The sequence below is a fragment of the Melghirimyces algeriensis genome (genome assembly GCF_900182565.1).
Lineage (GTDB): Bacteria > Bacillota > Bacilli > Thermoactinomycetales > DSM-45169 > Melghirimyces > Melghirimyces algeriensis.
In genome coordinates this window covers 39,435-57,488 of record NZ_FXTI01000002.1, presented here as the reverse complement: position 1 = coordinate 57,488, position 18,054 = coordinate 39,435, and the positions used below count along the sequence as shown (strand labels likewise).

16 protein-coding genes are annotated in these 18,054 nt (G+C 43.4%); 9 read left to right on the top strand and 7 right to left on the bottom strand.

Going from position 1 to position 18,054, the window contains the following annotated elements:
- Positions 1-11 precede the first annotated feature (11 nt).
- On the bottom strand, positions 12-890 hold the full coding sequence (locus FN782_RS03300; protein ID WP_142504365.1) for an RNA polymerase sigma-70 factor: 879 nt from the start codon (positions 888-890) through the stop codon (positions 12-14).
- Positions 891-1,175: 285 nt separating this feature from the next.
- Complete coding sequence (locus tag FN782_RS03295; protein ID WP_185956009.1) at positions 1,176-1,826, bottom strand: class I SAM-dependent methyltransferase; 651 nt, start codon at positions 1,824-1,826, stop codon at positions 1,176-1,178.
- Between the two features lie 421 nt (positions 1,827-2,247).
- On the opposite strand from FN782_RS03295, the gene FN782_RS03290 reads away from it, so the two are divergent.
- On the top strand, positions 2,248-3,516 hold the full coding sequence (locus FN782_RS03290; protein WP_142504363.1) for an MDR family MFS transporter: 1,269 nt from the start codon (positions 2,248-2,250) through the stop codon (positions 3,514-3,516).
- Positions 3,517-3,628: 112 nt separating this feature from the next.
- Here the strand turns inward: FN782_RS03290 and FN782_RS03285 are convergent, their stop codons facing one another.
- Positions 3,629-4,558: a glycerophosphodiester phosphodiesterase gene (locus FN782_RS03285; RefSeq protein WP_142504362.1), complete on the bottom strand. Its 930-nt coding sequence runs from the start codon at positions 4,556-4,558 to the stop codon at positions 3,629-3,631.
- A gap of 175 nt (positions 4,559-4,733) precedes the next feature.
- Here FN782_RS03285 and FN782_RS03280 point away from each other — a divergent pair, with 175 nt between their 5' ends.
- Complete coding sequence (locus tag FN782_RS03280; RefSeq protein ID WP_142504361.1) at positions 4,734-4,982, top strand: hypothetical protein; 249 nt, start codon at positions 4,734-4,736, stop codon at positions 4,980-4,982.
- Positions 4,983-5,236: 254 nt separating this feature from the next.
- On the opposite strand, the gene FN782_RS03275 is transcribed toward FN782_RS03280, so the two are convergent.
- From FN782_RS03275 to FN782_RS03265, 3 genes are all read right to left on the bottom strand, one after another.
- A complete protein-coding gene (locus FN782_RS03275) occupies positions 5,237-5,878 on the bottom strand; it encodes an ABC transporter ATP-binding protein (protein WP_142504360.1) in 642 nt (213 codons plus the stop codon).
- Between the two features lie 2 nt (positions 5,879-5,880).
- Complete coding sequence (locus tag FN782_RS03270) at positions 5,881-8,148, bottom strand: DUF1430 domain-containing protein (RefSeq protein WP_142504359.1); 2,268 nt, start codon at positions 8,146-8,148, stop codon at positions 5,881-5,883.
- Positions 8,149-8,274: 126 nt separating this feature from the next.
- Positions 8,275-8,676, bottom strand: coding sequence for a lactococcin 972 family bacteriocin (locus FN782_RS03265; RefSeq protein ID WP_142504358.1), 402 nt, complete (start codon positions 8,674-8,676; stop codon positions 8,275-8,277).
- A gap of 274 nt (positions 8,677-8,950) precedes the next feature.
- On the opposite strand from FN782_RS03265, the gene FN782_RS03260 reads away from it, so the two are divergent.
- Complete coding sequence (locus tag FN782_RS03260) at positions 8,951-9,139, top strand: hypothetical protein (protein ID WP_142504357.1); 189 nt, start codon at positions 8,951-8,953, stop codon at positions 9,137-9,139.
- A 37-nt stretch (positions 9,140-9,176) separates the two neighbouring features.
- Here the strand turns inward: FN782_RS03260 and FN782_RS03255 are convergent, their stop codons facing one another.
- Positions 9,177-10,190, bottom strand: coding sequence for a serine hydrolase domain-containing protein (locus FN782_RS03255; RefSeq protein WP_142504356.1), 1,014 nt, complete (start codon positions 10,188-10,190; stop codon positions 9,177-9,179).
- Positions 10,191-10,416: 226 nt separating this feature from the next.
- Here FN782_RS03255 and FN782_RS03250 point away from each other — a divergent pair, with 226 nt between their 5' ends.
- The 6 genes from FN782_RS03250 to FN782_RS03225 all read left to right on the top strand — a co-directional run bounded on the left by FN782_RS03250 (position 10,417) and on the right by FN782_RS03225 (position 17,914).
- Positions 10,417-11,328, top strand: a complete 912-nt coding sequence (locus tag FN782_RS03250) for an ABC transporter ATP-binding protein (RefSeq protein WP_142504355.1) — start codon at positions 10,417-10,419, stop codon at positions 11,326-11,328.
- Positions 11,328-12,038, top strand: coding sequence for an ABC transporter permease (locus FN782_RS03245; RefSeq protein ID WP_185956008.1), 711 nt, complete (start codon positions 11,328-11,330; stop codon positions 12,036-12,038). The genes FN782_RS03250 and FN782_RS03245 overlap by 1 nt, the downstream gene beginning before the upstream one ends.
- Positions 12,039-12,312: 274 nt before the next feature.
- Positions 12,313-13,050, top strand: coding sequence for an ABC transporter permease (locus tag FN782_RS03240; protein WP_142504353.1), 738 nt, complete (start codon positions 12,313-12,315; stop codon positions 13,048-13,050).
- Between the two features lie 291 nt (positions 13,051-13,341).
- The gene (locus FN782_RS03235; protein ID WP_142504352.1) at positions 13,342-14,067 is read left to right on the top strand and encodes a response regulator transcription factor; all 726 of its coding nucleotides are present in this window, start codon (positions 13,342-13,344) and stop codon (positions 14,065-14,067) included.
- On the top strand, positions 14,064-15,800 hold the full coding sequence (locus FN782_RS03230; RefSeq protein WP_142504351.1) for a sensor histidine kinase: 1,737 nt from the start codon (positions 14,064-14,066) through the stop codon (positions 15,798-15,800). Before FN782_RS03235 ends, FN782_RS03230 begins: the two co-directional genes overlap by 4 nt.
- A gap of 230 nt (positions 15,801-16,030) precedes the next feature.
- Positions 16,031-17,914, top strand: coding sequence for a sigma-54-dependent Fis family transcriptional regulator (locus FN782_RS03225; protein ID WP_185956007.1), 1,884 nt, complete (start codon positions 16,031-16,033; stop codon positions 17,912-17,914).
- Positions 17,915-18,054 lie beyond the last annotated feature (140 nt).

Genomic DNA, 18,054 nt, shown 5'->3' with positions numbered 1-18,054 from the left:
TGAAGACAATCTTACGGATGGTTTTGTGACACCCCTTGCAATTTTTTTAACTTATCTGGATTCATCACCATGTAAATGTGGGTAACCTTGAAATTCCCCGGATTCCTTGCAAAGCAAAAAGCCATCTTGGTCTGGCCATTCTTGATCAGCAGCAAGCTAGGCTCTCCATTTAAAGAAATCGGTAAAAAGCTTCCTTGAAACGCCCCTTTGCGTGAAACACCTTCCAGAAAACGGAGAATTCGCAACCGGCTCCGTATGGGTTTGAGTGCAGAGCGTACTTTGCCACCCCCATCGGAGATCAGTGAAGCCTCTTCTACCAACATTTGAATAAAAGATTTGAAATTCCCCGTGTTTGCAGCATCGATAAAAGCCTCAACCAATGGCGTGCTTTTTTGCTTGGGTGCAATGACGGGACTCTTGTCGGGAAGCTTTTGTTTGGCGCGACTCATGATTTTTCTGCAATTGGATGCCGTCTTATCCAGCATTTCCGCGATGGTCTCATATTCAAATTCTAGCCCTTCCCGTAGTATAAACACAGCCCGTTCCATCGGGGATAACTGCTCCATTAATACAAGCAAGGCATAGGAGACAGCCTCGTTATGCTCGGTGAGGGCAGCGGGTTCCCGTGGGTCTATGAGTGGTTCCGGAAGCCAGGGTCCGATATATTCCTCCCGTTTGCGGCGCGTCGAACTCAATAGGTTTAGACAGCGGTTTGTCGTTGTTTTAATCAAATACGCTTTGAAATGTTTGACTTTATGTATGTCCTGTTGATGAAGCGTAAGGAAGACGTCCTGAACGATGTCTTCCGCATCGGATACAGAACCCAACATGCGATAAGCCAAATTGAACAGTAGCGATCTGTAATCTTCGTACAGTTGTTCCAGTTGCATGAGATCCCCCTTTATCATGATAACCTGTTCATACATCATCACATTACCCGAATTTGGCATAGAAACATAGCGGGTTGCTCACTACCGGATGATTGGAAAAAAGCAGCGGTTGCGAACATACTGGCGTTTAGACCGTTCCGTTTAACACAACAAAACCCGGTCGCCTTCAGACGATCGGGTTTATTGAAGTCATAAAAAACCTAACATGTAGAGATTGTTGGCAAAAGCACCTGTAGAAAAAGGGGGCGATTTCCGGTAGAACGAACCGATTCCGCCTCATTATGTTTAAGATTGGCTATTTTTACGTATTAATACCATGTTTGCTCGAATGGATATCTCTTTACCACCCATTTCAAACGGTAGGATCGGGCTAAGTGAAAAACTGGGTGCTCCAAATAACCGTTCAATTTTTTCTTTGCTTAATGGTTCATCAGGAACATTGTCTGCTATTTCTTTCAATTCCGACACCTTCTGGATCCGCGCGAACATATTCTTATCCACCTGACTAATTCCTCGAAGCAAAAATCGCCCACCGGGTTTTAGTACCCGTGCCACTTCATGGACGTAAGTCGTTTGATCTTTTTCCGGAATTATATGAAGACAGCCTCGATCCGTTATAAAATCGATCGTTTCATCCTCGATTGGTAACTGCAATACATTCCCTTGACGAAAATCAACGTGAACTCCGGCCTCTTTTGCCCGCTGTTGTGCCAGTCTAATGGCATCGGGAGCGATATCGATACCCAGTACATGATAACCGCATTTCGCCAAGAAAATCGATTCCCATCCTCCTCCACAACCGATATCTAGGGCGGTATCTCCTGGTTGAGGAAACCCTTGATTCATAACGGTGGCCACCAATTCAGGAGAGGCAGATCCAAAATCCCAAAAGGGATTCCCCTGTTGGTAAACTTCATTCCAATTCAACACGTTCATCACCATCCACATAGATTTTTACTTCTTACTTCAGTCAGGTTTTCAGGCCATAAACAGTCTTATTTTTTGGTAAGTTCACTTCATGCCAAAGATAGCATATTATTTCCAGGTTGTAAAGTGAGTACTCACTAACTTTCCGCCAAACTATGACAGCCTGTTTGTTTGGCAATAAGAACCTCTTTGGAACCGTGGATATTTTAAAGCCAGAACCATAGGAAAAGAATTGACCGGAATAAGGAAGAGTAAAGAGCGTTAAGGAATGAAATCTGGAGTGTCGGTCCATGGTTGAAGCTCATTTTTAGGCTGATGTGGAGATTTATTTTCCTTTCCAGTGAAAAAATGATATAATATGTAAATAATTTGGTCAGTTCAAACGAGTACTCAGCAAAATCTACATAATAAGTAAAGAGGAAGTGACTAGGTGAATAAATCAGAATATTGGGTGATTAGTCGTATTCGGGATACGGTTGAAAATGCGCGGAAGCGATATCATTCTATTGTTTGGATTCATTTTTGGTTGACGATGTCCCGGTGTATTACCGGATTTATGCTGTATCCTTATTTAGTGATCTATATGACCGAACAATTGGGAGCTTCCGCCGTGGCTGCGGCAGGAGCGATCAGTTTCCCTCCTTTGATCGCTCTATTCTTTAAATTATGGGCCGGAAACATATCGGACCGATTTGGACGGCGCCCCGTTTTTTTGTATTCCCCGTTGATGCGTTTTTTCGTACTGATTGCAATGGTGTTTGCCACGGAGGTGTGGCACTTTTATGTGTTGTTGGTACTGAACGGACTTTGCCTTAACCTATTCGCTCCTGCTATGCATGCACAAATTGCAGATGTGGTTTCTGAAGAGAAACGTATGGAGGCGTACTCCCTAAACAATATTGCGATCAATATCGGGATTTCTGTCGGTCCGCTGTTAGGAGTCGCTGTCTATCAACTGAATCCGCCTCTCATATTTGGTGCAGAAGCCATAGTGGCTTTGTTAACGGTATGGGTCGTTTATCTGAAGATTCCAGAAACCCTCCCCCAATCGAATGAACAGACAGCGGTACCAGCAAAACAACCTGTGTGGTTGGGTCTGGCTTCCCACTGGCCCCTGTATCTGTTAATCTTGCTTACTGTGCCCATCTATATGGTGGAAATGCAGATAAACTCAACGCTCCCGTTGTATCTGAAAGAGCACTTTGTCGATTATTTGTTGGTTTATGGTATCTTACGTACTGTGACCGGAGTCCTCACTGCTGTGTTGCAGATGCCGATTACTTTATGGAGTAAGCGCTGGAAATCGACGCATGTCATTTTTGCCGGTTATCTTTTACTGGTGGGATATGGGTTGATTTATGGTTTTGCCCCATTTTTTTGGATGTTGGTGGTTGCTGAGTGCTGTTGGGTGATGAGCGATATGTTGCTTGACCCCCGCCTAAAGAAGGTGGTGTCGATGATGGCAAAACCTCAAGTTCGGGCTCGTTATTTTTCCTTATATGACCTCAACCTCAGTCTGGGAAAAATGACAGCACCTGTTTTGGGAAGCGTGGTATTGGTTTCATATGGCGGACAGATGCTGTTTGGAGGGCTTGCTGCATTGCTGCTGTTGACTGGAGTGTTCCAGCTTTTGCTGATCTCCCGGATTCTAGCTGTAAAAACCAAGCAGATGCCAGAAGCTTCAGAGGAGGTTGGTTGATAGGGATTGAGAAGTTTCAATAGAAGACAATAAAGACTGATCACTATGTTGCAGAAAGCCCCTTCACAGGGTTTCTTCCCTGAAAGGGGCTTTCTTGTTCACATGACGATTTTCAGTCCAGGGGATATGGGTTACGCCAACCGTTATGGTGCTTCTTTATTTTCTTTTCTATTAAAACCTTTCGCAACCGGTCAGGATGGTTGGTGAACATACCGGTCACACCCCAGTCGATCAATGTTTTCATATCTGCCTTTTGGTTCACGGTGTAGGGATGGATTTCCAGCCCATGCTTTAGCACTTGTTGGACATATTCGCGATCAATCTTTTGGAAGTTAGGGCCGACACCGATCGCATATTGCTTGATCGTTTCCAGTTCTTCATCTGTAATCTTTCCTGGTGTTTCATACCATAAGAGCTGTACCAGAGGAACGTCCGGGTTTAAGTGATGCATCTTCAACAGGCTGGCCTGGCTGAAGGACTGGATCAGTACATGTCCGTTTTTCAGTTTCATTTTGGTGGTAAGACCGTGTTTTTTCAGGATGCGAAGCAATTCTTCCTCCATGCCAGGATAAACCTCAGGAGCCTTGGTCTCAATATAGTATTTTTTATCGTTTCCGAAATGCTTGAATACTTCATCTAGGGTAGGAACCTCTAATCCCTCGTATTTTTTCTTGGCATATTGGGGGTATTTTTGGTTGAACCAGGAACCGGCGTCCAACTTTTTGATCTGGGCCAGGGTATAATCCTTCACCTGCCCGGTTCCGTCGGTGGTCCGATCCAGGGTTTCATCATGCATGGCGATCAGGTGACCATCCTTGGTCATCTGCAGGTCGATCTCAATATAATCGCCCTTCATCCGATCCCCCATTTTATAGGAAGGAATCGTATGTTCCGGAGCATAGGCAGAGGCACCACGGTGGGCGATATTCAACACCTGATGTTCCTTTGCATCACCGGCAAAGACGGGGGTGCCACCCAGAAGAGGGGTCCACAGACCAGTAGCGATCACAACAGAAAAGAGGATCTTGAAGAAAAATCGCATGAAAACCATCCTTTTTTGATTATTTTGATTGATAATGCACTAAAGTCACCTCCATGAAATAAGTAATGTGTTTAAATAAAGACAACGAATATTGTAAATGGACATGGTTATAAATTCAATGAATCTAAGAATCTGATTTCACTTTTTAAGTATATCTTTTGGGATGAAGTTGATTATGTTGAAGAATAGAGGGATGGATATGGATTCTTATGAGTATTTTCTAGAAAGGCTCAGTTGGAATGATGAAATTAACTTCTTTTATAAAGGAAAAGAGTATTGGATGGTTCCAAGTGGTAATGGGTGGCTGTTTTATGAATCGGGTCCCATTGATGAACAATACTACGATTCATGGCAAGAGATGTTGGAAAAGATTCGTTTGGATGGGAAAACGATTAAAGAACTCTGGCCAAAAATCGACGGATAGTTCAATCTGTATTTCTCTTTTTACAGGATGAGGCAAGAGAATGAACTGTTTTCTGGAAAATCGAGCCTATTCGACCCTCTGGTTCTGATGGTAACTGCTGTGCATCTTGGCTATGAGGAGTATACCAGTGACGTATGGCTTTAAGGGTTTGTTTGCAAAAACAAATGCACCAGTGCCTAAAGGATTGGTGCAAAAAGCAGTCCAGAGGGATATTGTAAAATGGCAATCGATATGGTCTTGGCTGTCCGTTTCAATTACGTCAGGTGAATCGATCGATGGCAGGTTTCGGCTACCGCTGGATCATGGGTGACAATGATGATGGTCTTGCTTTCCTGATTGAGGGTCTTTAAGATTTTTAGAATTTCATCTCGGTTCGCTGCATCGAGCGAACCTGTAGGTTCATCTGCCAGAATCAAATCACATGGTTTTAACAGAATGCGGGCAATGGCTACCCGTTGTTGTTCGCCACCGGAAAGCTCATGGATTTTCTGTTTGAGGGAAATGTTAAGGCCGACTCTCTGAAGGGCTTCTGCTTTCGCTGCCTGTTTTTCCTTCTTCGATTTTTTGGAGTAGATCAGTGGAATCTCCAGATTTTCATCCACTGTGGCGTTGTCAATCAGTGCGAAGTTCTGAAACAGATAGGATACTCGTGTACGTAATAGCTGATTTATTTTACGGGAACGGCCGCGGGGGCGATTCTCGCCAAACAGTTTGACAGTACCCTCATCTGGATTTTCCAGCATACCGATAATATTGAGAATGGTCGTTTTGCCGGAACCGCTCCGGCCGATAATCGCTACCATTTCCCCTACGTTGACAGTCAGACTGATCTTGTTCAGCACAACATGGTTACCATATCGTTTGGTGATATTTTCAAGTTCACAGATTGGTTGCATGATTAGTTTCCCCCTTTAAGTACCTGGATTTTGTTGCGACGCTCAATGATGGTTAAGGCGATTACGGTAGCGATAATTTCTATAATGAGCAGACTGAGGATAATCATCCAAAAATGGGGATCTGTGATCCCGGTGATCAGTCGGAACGGAGGATCTTCTCCCCAATCCAATACATAGCTAAGAACGATGAACGCAGTTGTAGTAATCACCCACCAACGGAAAACGGATCGGTAGGTTCGGAAAAAACCGACGCCAAACAAACGGCTTACCACCAACCGTTTTTGATACTTGTTGAAAAAGATTAATAGGTTTTGCACAATCAGGAACACAAAAATACAGATGATTCCCAGAGTGGTGAGTAGATGATTGCGGATCTCCCGGTTTAGGTAGTCTAGCTCATTTGATATATATTTCCGAAAGGAGACAATGCGAGTGAGATTATCCAACTGTAGACGTTTAAGCTCCGGCTTCAATTTCTTATACGTCCGTTCAGGGTCTTGATCGATCAGTTTGATTTTTAATGGATCGGTCAGCCCCCCGCCAGTTGTTCCACTTCTGTATGTAAACAGATGATTGTTCTCCGTTTTAACATGGATGATTGGATCAAGAATTTGATTTTGTTCCGCCGGAAAGACTTCGGGATTGAGACTGAAAACATACTGATTCTGTGTGAGCCAGATGATCTTCATCTTCTGCCCTTTGTCTGTTTCGAGATAGAAATTTTTTCTTTCTTTATCTTCTTCAAAGTAATCGCGAATCTCTTTTTCCCGATCTCGGTATTGTTCAGGAACAAGGACAATCCAATCCGTTTCCTCTTCGGATATATGCACCAGGTTGCCCTTGTCATCATATATGGGATAGGTATTGAGGTAATTGGGATTCACGATGATGGAGAGAGGTCCACGGGAATTTTGATTTGCCAAAAGAAATTCTTCCTCATATTCACTTGCATCGATATATAACGATCCCAAAGCATTCACATGCGGATACAGTTGATAGAGAGCGTCATCCACCTTCGCCTGTTCGGCTTCCCATTCTGTAACCGTATAGGCGGTGGTGTGCCCTGTGTAAGCCTCAAGAATCCCGTATTTCTCCATTCCTTTCCACGTATCCAGCTGTCTCTGTTGAGCGTCTAAACGGTCCTGCTGGATTCGCAGATCAGCCATCTTTTGGTATGTTTCAAGACCGATGAAGATCAAAATGATCGCACAGATTACTTTCAGTATCGTGTTTAGTACAAAAATGCCCTGGGTATCTTTTCGGTTTTTGAGCGTTTGGCTTATTTTGATAGTGGCGAGGTATCCATAGCAGAGCAAGGACAGAAATATTAGAATCAGATAAGCTTCCCCCAGTTGAAACAAGCTTTCATACAGGAAAGTGACCGGTTTATACATTCCCAGCGCAACCAACATACTCCCCAGAGCCGTAATGATGACAGCCACAGTGATCAGCCGACCGACGATGATCCACCAAAGCCGCAGGTTGGATACCCCGTGCATTTTCAGGATTCCGATCCGCTTGGATGCATTAAATATATAGTAGATCAAGAGCATGAGGGTGATGGCGAAAAAGATGTACTGCTGATACTTCCACGAGGAGAGATCTTTTAACAAGAAAAAACCATCCCTTGGTTTTGTAAATGCCTCCGGGGGTTGAAAATCAGACAGCGTATAAGAAGGGATTTCCCTCTTACCCTGGTTCCGCAGGTATGTATCGATCTCATTACTGAAAGTTTTTAAAAAGTGACGAAACTGTTTTTCATTTGTTACTTCTGCAAAATAGCGCCCTTGGACGGGTAGATAATCGTAAGAAGCCTCCAATGATTGAATGGTGACGGGTAGTTCCGGGTCAAAGGTGTGAATCTGACCGACCTGATTTTTGTTTTTTGATGAAGTAGAGGATAGGAAGTGTCTACTTTTCTGTGTTTCTTCTGCTCGAAGCGTCCGACCACTGGATAGATCCATATGATCGAAGAAACGTGTTTCACGGGTTAGTAACAGATATTTGATGATCTCCATTTGTTCATCGGGCCGAAAATAACGACCTGGCCGAAAGAGATTCACCTCCGCTTGCTTCGCGGATTTTAACAAAAGCGGATACATTTCTTCCGGATCGGACAAGTATTTGTGCTTAGGGATGACAAAAGGGGTGGCAAATGCTTGTTCAAGGGTGGCCAGCTTTTCAATTTCATCATTTTTAATCTGCTGATAGGCAATCGAAAGAGAAAACGCAAAGCATATGATCAACGAGATAAACACGATTTTTTTCAAAGGTAACAAGCTCCTTTGTATACAGCTTTCCAATCATGAATTGTTCATGATTGGAATGGAAGCAAAAGTACAGGATGAGGGTGAAAGCTTTCTCCATCATCCTGTACTCCATTTTTGGTTAGTTTTTTAACGTCCACAGCTTGTATTCCAATAAGCGTACCCGGTATCATCCGTTTTAGCGGTTTGGCTAGCTTTAGCTGTCTTGTCTGGTCCAACACAAGCCCGATCCGGGGTCCTAGCACCGAGTTGGGCAGAAGCGCCGTGAACCTTGGTTGGATGCCAATAATGGGACCACACGGTTTTATATTGACTCCGCCATCCACTCCTCTTTGTCCCATATGACCATGTCCCGCCGCCCACCTTTTTACTGCCAAGCGCAGAGATATGATCATTCGTAAGCTTTATCCCACCACGTGTACGTTCATCTTCATTCATGCTGGCATCCACCGATTGTACGGTGGTGAACGATACAGCGAGTGTGAGACCCAAAGCAACAGAAGTGACTTTTTTGACAAAACCTTTGCTCAAAACGAATCTCCTCCCCACATTTTTGTTAATATATAGTTATATTATACCAATTTATATATTTTATGAAATGAATATTATGTTAAATATACTAAAATATTTGATGAACTCCCTCATTGTTTCATCAAAACAGAACCCATTTCTTGCGTACCAATGGGTGATCCATCATAAACTGAGATGGGGTGCTTTACTTCCGTGCGGGTAGATCAAGACATATGCATGACACTCCGAGTTTGATTCTCTCATATACAGGGAGTAAAAGGGAGGGTGGTGCTAGATGCGAATAAACAGTTTGGTTCAAGAGATCATACGTCGCACCGGATTGGATCAAGAAATCTCCAAAAGGCCGAAGGGAAAACGATCCATTGCGGTTGCCAAGAAAGGAAAACATGCGCATCGTTACTATGGCACAAACCGGTCTCTCTGCCTATGGGATCGGAAAGGACTTCGAAAAAACGCACGTTAGGTCATTCTAAAATCCCCCAACATGCGGGGGATTTTAATTACTTCCATTCTTGTATCAACTGCTTGACGACCTCTTCCACTGTATCCTTTGCACGATTGACTAACACAATAATCGCTTGCTGATTTTCCGGATGAAATGCAATAAAACTGCGGAATCCCCCCGTTCCCCCACTATGCACCAGCCACCCAGTCCGTTCGTTTTTGTGCCATCCAAGGCACACTGAAACTCCTTCGGGATCTCTGACATACACCTGATGTGTCATGGAGATCGCGTCTTTCATCCAATCGGGTGGATGTAAGTTCGCTTTTGCAAACCGTAGAAGATCATGGATGGATGAACGAAGTGCTCCGGCACCCGCAAAATGATGAAATTCCCAATGTTCAACCGGTTTTCCCTTTGGATCAAACCCCGTTAACAGTTTGGATGTTAAATCGGAAGAAAGCAAATATCCCGTCTCCTTCAATTCCAGGGGTGAAAGGACTGCTTCCTTGATTGCATCATCATAAGATTGTTTTCTTTCCGTTGTCAGGATATATCCCAATAGGGCATAACCAAAGTTGGAGTAATTGGATGTTTTGGATGGGGGAATATCCAGCTCCATATGTTTGATAAGGTCCTGAATCAGTTGTGTTTCTCCATATGTACGATATGGATTTTGCTTATATCTTCTATAAAAAGGTTTTGGAAGTAGCATTCTCCACATCATCCGAAAGGGAAGTCGTGGTAACCCAGAGGTATGGGTCGCTAAATGCTTCAATGTTATCTCACTTTTTTTACCATCCAGATGGTCTTTAAAAAAAGAGTGAACCGGCTCCGTGAGATTGAGGTTGCCTTTTGACACTTCATGAGCGAGTAGTAACGCTGTAAATACCTTTGTGATCGATCCAATCTCATATAATGATCGGGAATCAGTTTCTTCCAATTCACTGCCTGCATAAGAACCCACCCATTCCTCCCCTTTATGATACAGAGCAACACTCCATACATCTGACGAAAGGGGCTTTTGAGAGCGAATCGCACTTACAACATTTTTTTCCAAGGTTGATCTCATTTTTTCCTCCTTAATTGATGATGTACTGTCATATGTTCAGATTAAAAGAGCTGTTCATTGGTATCATCCAATGGATTTTTTATTTTGCAAAGTGGATTTTTGCTTTTTCATTTTAACATATCATTACATTTTCAATGATTTTAGGTAGATTTAAGATTGATCTTCGGTTCATTTTGGAGTGAGGGTATAGAATTCTATCAGACAACAATTATAGGGAGTGAAAATTGTGAGTGAGCCAATTATTCAGACACATCAGCTGACAAAGCAATATGGAAAACGCTATTCAGTGAAGGACCTTGATCTAAGAGTGGCCAAAGGGGACGTTTATGGCTTTTTGGGTCCTAATGGTGCTGGCAAGACGACGACGATCAAAATGTTGCTTGGCCTGGTTCAGCCCACTCAGGGATATGTACAGATTTTCGGTCAGGACATTCAAGAAAACAGAAAACAAATTCTCAGACATGTTGGAGCACTTGTTGAGTCCCCTACGTACTATGGACATTTGTCCGGATATGAGAATCTAAAATTGATCACCCAAGTGTTGGGGCTGCCTAAGAGAGAGATTGAGGAAGTGTTATATATCGTCGGTCTGAGCAATGATGCAGGGCGGTTGGTGAGGGGCTATTCCCTGGGAATGAAACAAAGGCTGGGTATTGCGGCAGCCCTGCTGGGGAACCCCAAACTTCTGATCCTGGACGAGCCTACCAACGGTCTTGACCCGGCAGGGATCCGCGAGATCCGTGAGTTGATAAAACGTTTGGCTGAAGAACAGGGGATGACAATTTTGATTTCCAGTCATCTCTTATCTGAAATTGAACAAACAGTCACTACTGTTGGCATCATATTTCGTGGGCAACTCATTTTCCAAAAATCATTGCAAGCACTCAAACAGCGGGCCAAAGGGCGACTGGAATTGGAAGTAAGCCGTCCTGAGGAAGCGAAAGTTCACTTGCAATCCTTTGGGTGGAATCCTGATCTGCACGGCGATCGGATTTGTTTTGAGGTCATGTCACGGAAAAATGTGGCACAGTTGATCAAAACTTTGGTACAGGGGCAATTTTCTGTGTATGGAATGAACAGCATCCAACCCTCGCTGGAGAATATCTTTATTCAGTTGACGGAAAGGGAGTCATGTTGATGCTTGAAATGCTGATTTCAGATATACGGAAACTCAACAGAACTTGGATTCCCTGGCTTTTGATTTTGGCCCCCTTTGCTTTTTGCGGTTTGCAGATTGCGAACTATATGATCCGGCTGGAATTGCTTCACCCCCTTGGCTGGAAGGGGTTGGTGGCATGGACCAATTATTTTTGGCCGGTGACGCTCATCCTTGGCATCACCTTATTGGCATCGATGCTTTCCGGTATGGAGCATGATGCAAAGGCATGGACCAAAATATTTATTCTCCCAATCAATAAAACGATTCCTTTTTTTAGCAAGTTTCAACTTCTTTTTGTTAGCATGATGATTTTCGTATTCCTTACCTATACAGGGCTGATCATCATCGGCAATCGATTTGACCTGGGACCTACGGCTGGGATGCTTGTAGCCCAACAGCTGTTGTACCCGTTTTTTGCATCCATGCCGGTCATGGTACTACAATTCTGGCTTTCTATGACCATTCAAAATCAGGCGGTTCCAATCACTATCGGAGTTGTCGGTGCTACACTCAGCCTGTTTCTGGCTTATTCGCCCTTGCCGGTTTTGAACCTGCTTCCCTGGGCGTATATTCCACTGGCATCTCCTCTTCAGGAAGGAAATGTTGCTCAATGGCCATTGATCGGGGTTTTGCTGGGATGTTTCTTGCTTATAGCGAGTGGCAGGCATTTTGCCAAGCGTGAATTTTGACCGCTCCCCATGCATAAACGCAGGGGATTCCTGCGAACACCAGTCCAACGACCCGTTATCTTAACAGGCCCTACCCGTGGGCCCCACGGTGTAAACAAAGAATGTTTTGCTATGCTCTTCCTACTTCAGCTTGGTTTTCGCAACTTCGGAGAGCCGGGTGGTTGAAGATTTTACACGACAGACCGATTTCCTGTAGCAACCCTATATCTTCAGTTTTCAACGAGCTAATGGGATTCTACCAAAAAATGGTCGGATTTTCGAGAGGGGTAATAAAATGCATCTTCCAATACCATTTCGCTATTTTTATACCGAGTTACTGAAAATGCGGTGGTCGATGATTGGGTTCATCATCTTACTTGGTGTCGCTATTTCTCTGTGGATCGGTTTTGGAATCCCGGTGAAAGTTAACCAAGGGGTTAACGAGTGGCTTGCTTTTTTCGGTTTTACTGTACACAAGTATACAATGTTTTTTTATCCCCTGATCATAGGTATTTTTGCAGCATGGGTCTGTCGATATGAACACATCGGAAATGGTTGGAAACAGATTTTCTGTTTACCGATTTCCCCCAGTCACGTTTATTTTGCCAAACTGGGCACCGTTGCTCTTCTTACCCTGATGACACAATTCGGTTTATTGAGCGGTTTCCTGTTTATTGGATGGTTATCTGGGTTACAGGATGCCGTTCCTTGGTTTACGCTGTTCAGCAAAGTTGTTTATGGTTGGTTTGCCTCCCTGCCTTTGATGACTCTGATGCTTGGTTGTTCACTGTTGTGGAAAAATTTCGCAACCCCCTTTACGTTGAATTTTATCTTTACGGTTCCTTCCACGGCAATATTTTCAGGGTCAAAGATGGGTTTTTGGTATCCTTGGTCCCAACCGTTTCTGGTCATGATGCCAAAACATGAATGGGCGATAGAAGGAACGCAAATGGATCTCTTCATTGGAGTAGGGGGGATGTTTTGCCTCTTTGTGGGGGCAACATACCTGTTTTTTACCAAACGCGATTGGTAAAAAGTATAAAACGGTACGGAGGGAAGGCTTCTCTATAATCTATGAAATGTTTCGACGAGGAATCAACATAGTTGACTTACCAGTGATAAGAGACGATACAATAGGCAAGAGACATTTCTTGTAATCCAAGGATTCGGATTTAAAAACGTTTTTGGTCAATGATTCAGAAGAGTTTCTTACGGGATATAGACCCCATAAATTGCTTCCTTCAAAAGGTTTAGGGAGTTTATATAACAGACTTTTTGGAACACGATAGTGAATCATACGATCACTTAACAGGGAGAGATCGGGTTGGATTTCACACTATTATTGGTTGATGATGAACAGGATATATTGGATTTGTTAACCAAAACCTTACACTCCGAAGGTTTTAAAACGGTTTACACCGCTACTTCAGGGATGGAGGCGATTCGGTTATGTGCAAAGTATCAACCGGACCTTATCATTCTTGACGTCATGTTGCCCGATCTGGAAGGGTATGAAGTGTGCAAAAAGTTACGGGAGTGGACGTATGCTCCCATATTTTTTCTGACGGCTCGGACCACCGATCTGGATAAGTTAATGGGCTATAATATGGGAGGAGATGACTATATTGAGAAGCCGTTTAACCCTTTGGTGATCGCAGCCAAAATTAAAGCTCAGTTGAGAAGGGATCAGAGGATGATGCAGTCCTCCCCTGATCTTTCTTCTGTTTATGCCTTTGAGGATTTTAAGCTGTTTGAACATACCGGACAGTTATTTGTGAATGGTGAGGAAATTTCCTGTACGGCCAAAGAGTTTAAACTGCTTACATATCTTTGCAAACACCCTTACCAGATTTTTAGTATGGGACAGTTGTACCGACAGGTGTGGGGAGAGGAAAGCTTTGGCTATGAAAACACCGTTACGGTTCATATCGGTCAAATTCGAAAGAAGATTGAACCCAATCCTCGAAAGCCAAAGTATATTATCACCCTGCGTGGGCTGGGTTACAAGTTTGTAGGGAAACCGGTATTTTCACCGGGGGTTTCCCAATGAAGCTGGAAACCCGTCTTATGATTCAATTTCTTACCGGTGTCTGTTTTCTGGCTCTGTTTCTGTTGGGGTCATTGATTCTGATCTATTCATTGGCTTATACGTTGAAGGAAGAAGAGCGAGAATCCGTTACCCCAGAAAAATGGATGAAACAAGTGGTATCGGCGACAAGAATCAGTGAAGAAAACGTTGATCTGGATTCCCGAATCAAACAGAAATTGTCCAAAAAGGATGAATGGCTTCAGATATTGGATGAAGGTGGAAGGAGCGTTTTTCGGTATCATACCCCCAAAAGCGTTCCACCCGCTTTTTCACCCAGTGCGTTGGTACTTTACAAGCAAAAGGCGGAGAAAACGGGTTACGACATTCATACCTGGTATCAAACGGTTGATGGAAACAAATATACGTGGATATTGGGACGCAAAAATCCTTTTTCCCTGTTGCAGCAGATCAAAAAAGAGACTCAAAGCAAAGAGGGTTCCCTATACTTACCGCCTTACTTATTGTCAAAAGTCAAAGCGCGGGGGGATTGGATTCAAATTCTGGATGCAGAGGGGAACGAAATTTATCAATACGCTAAACCTGAAAATGCCAAAAAGCGTTATACACCTGGGGAATTTGCCCGTGCTTCGCAACAGGGTTCTTTTTATTTTCTGACGGATCGATTAGAAGGAGGACAAGTAACCTGGGTATACCATGTGGTTGAAGATCGGTCAGAGGAAAAGGGAATCCAATCGATCAATCGCTTTTTCTTTTTTTGTACTGTTGTTTTAGCGATAGGTATCTTTATCCTTTTTGCTTATCACTTTGGTAAACGGTTAGGGGAGCCCTTGCTATTTATGCTGAAATGGTTGAGAAACCTTTCCAGTGGGGTTTATCGCATGCCCAGTCACCCATCCCATTCTAAATCTCCCCATTATAGGAAGTTGAAAAAATCCTTTGCTCTGTACCAAGAGGTTATTCAGGCGTTGGAACGGTTAAGTAACCGATTAAAAGAAGTGGATGAGAAACGAAAACGGCTGGATCAATCGAGAGAAGAGTGGTTGGCTGGTGTAACCCATGACCTGAAGACGCCACTGTCAACAATCAAGGGTTATGCAGATCTTTATCGAAATCCAGATTATAGGTTGAATACACAGGAAATAGAGGGTTATTTGCAGTTGGTCGCTCAGAAAACAGAATATATGCAGCAACTGATTGATGATATGAGTCTGACGTTTCAAATTAAAAATCATGCACTGCCATTGAAGATAACGGCCTGTGACATGAAAGAATTGATCCGCTTGACCACGGCGGAAGCGATTAGTGAATTTCGCGTGGAAAACCCCCAGGTACAATTGTCTCTCCCCGCTGATGCCACAGTGATGTATCCCATTGATGCCAAATGGTTTAAACGCGCCTTGATGAATCTGTTGGTGAATGCATGGATTCATAATCCACCAGAAACAAAGATTGTTATTCAACTGGAGGTTGAACCGTCTCCGGTTCCCCAAGACTATTCGGCATTGAAAATTGTTATCAAAGATTATGGACAGGGGATGGATGAAAAAACATTGGCTTCTTTGTTTGATCAGTACGATCGCGGGACAAATACAAATCGCTCCACTGAAGGAACGGGGCTTGGCATGGCGATTGCCAAACATCTCATTGAATGGCATCAGGGAAAGATCTCTGTAAAAAGCAAACTTCACTACGGGACAACGGTTACGATTCGACTCCCTGCCCAAAATGATTGAATGCACTGTCCAGTATTTTTTTTGAATCCATTTATGCCTAAACCATGTGACTCCTGGGCGGTGTGTTATAATCAATTAAATTGTTATTGTCGGAATGGAATTGGGGTGGTATAAAACACATTTAAACCAAACGGATGCCAAAAATCATGGGTGGTTTATGCTCATTTACTTGCTGAACTTTCCAAGAAGCGAAACATTACGAATTGGATAACAGGAGGTGGATGGTTCAGGTGTATTCAGAAAATACAAACACAAATTCCGTAATCGTTTCGTCATGGGAACGCAGTAAAACACTTGGTGTCGATCCCATTAAAATAGAAAATGAGCTGCTGGGAGGAGCGGAGTTAAAAGACCGGGTGGATCAGCTTCGTGATTTTTTCCGTGCATCCCATCCTATATTGGAGCGTTTATATTCACAGTTAAAAAAGACCTCTTTTATGATTCTAGTCTCCGATGTCGATGGGTATATTCTCCGTTCGTGGGGAGAATATCCATTTGCGGAAAAGGCGAAAAAAGTATGGTTGGATGCAGGGGCAAACTGGAATGAACACATTAAAGGAACAAATGCGATCGGGACAGCACTGATAGAAAAAAAACCGGTAAGTGTAATCGGGAAGCAACATTTTTGTCGTGAAAACCATTTTCTTACTTGCTATGCTTCTCCGTTATATTCTCCGAGTGGAAAATTGCTGGGGATTCTGGACGTTAGTGGAGATGCACGTGACCATCACATCCACACACTGGGGATGGTAACTGCGGCCGCTCAAGCATGTCAATCGCAACTTCTTCTCGAAAATACGCAACATGAACTAACGCTTGCTCTTCAAGAGACGGAAGATATTTTCAAAAAAATGACCCAGCCTCTTATATCCCTTGATGAAAGCGGTATCATAACCCGGATCAATCAAGCTGCAGCGGATATCCTACAACGGCCTTTACAATGTTGTATTGGACAACCTTTAAGCCATTGGTTTCATTGTGAAGATCTATTATCTCCCAATGGACCATCAGTGAAAAAAATCACCCTTCACCCCAATTACAAGGGGGAAACAAAAACATGGGTGGCGCAAACGGTACAGGATCAACGAAGAAAAAATTTTCGTGTGCTACTCAGTCCAGCGAAATCTCGCAACCTAATGAAGGCAAAACAAATAGAACACAAGAGTGGATGGGTTTATGATTGTCCAAAAGTAAAACAAGTGCTTCAAACCGTGACAGCAGTGGCGCAGACAGAAGCTTCTATCCTGATTCAAGGTGAAACCGGAAGCGGAAAAGAAGGAATAGCTCAGGAAATCCACCGTGCAAGTGGAAGAGAGGGACCACTTATAACCATTAATTGTGCAGCCATTCCCGAACAGCTGATTGAATCGGAATTGTTTGGTTATGAAAAAGGTGCCTTTACCGGGGCAGGAAAGGAAGGACAAACCGGGAAATTTGAAGCCGCCCATGGGGGAACATTGTTTTTGGACGAAATCGGGGAGTTGCCATTAAGCTCTCAAGCGGTTTTATTAAGGGTTTTAGAAGAGAAAGTCGTTACAAAAATTGGCTCTCATCAACCAAAACAAGTGGATGTTCGCATTGTTGCAGCGACCAACCGAAATTTGGTCGAGGAAGTGCAAAACAAACGTTTTCGGGCCGATCTCTATTACCGCCTGTGCGAATTTGAAATTAAATTGCCTCCCCTTCGGGAGAGATCAGATCTATTTTCCTTAGCAGACTTTTTTTTGCAAAAAGTAGCCCAGGAAATCGGTTTAAAAGAAATCACGTTAGATCATATGACCAAAAAGAAAATTCAACATTATCATTGGCCCGGAAATATCAGGGAATTGCGCCAGGTACTTCGCCAAGCCGCCTATAAAGCGCATTTCATCCGACAATCTACGAGGATATCCGTGGAAGAGTTATGGTTATCGAGAGATCATACGCCTATGTTATTGCTTAGAGACCAAGAAGTGGAGACCATTATCCAAGCGATCCAAACGGCAGACGGAAATTTGTCGAAGGCTGCACAATTGCTTGGAATTAGCAGAACGACCTTATATAAAAAAATCAATCAATATCCACAAATAAGTAAAGTGAGGGAGCAAATAAAATACAATAACGTCTCTCTCTAGAGCAGTTGGTGAGCTTAAAAGGAGTATATCTAAAGGAACTCAGGTTGAACAAGTTATGATGTCATATTCCAAATATCTCAATACTTTGCAATCGGTATCTAAGCGTAGACAGTAAGCGAGACGCTCGCCATCTTAATAGC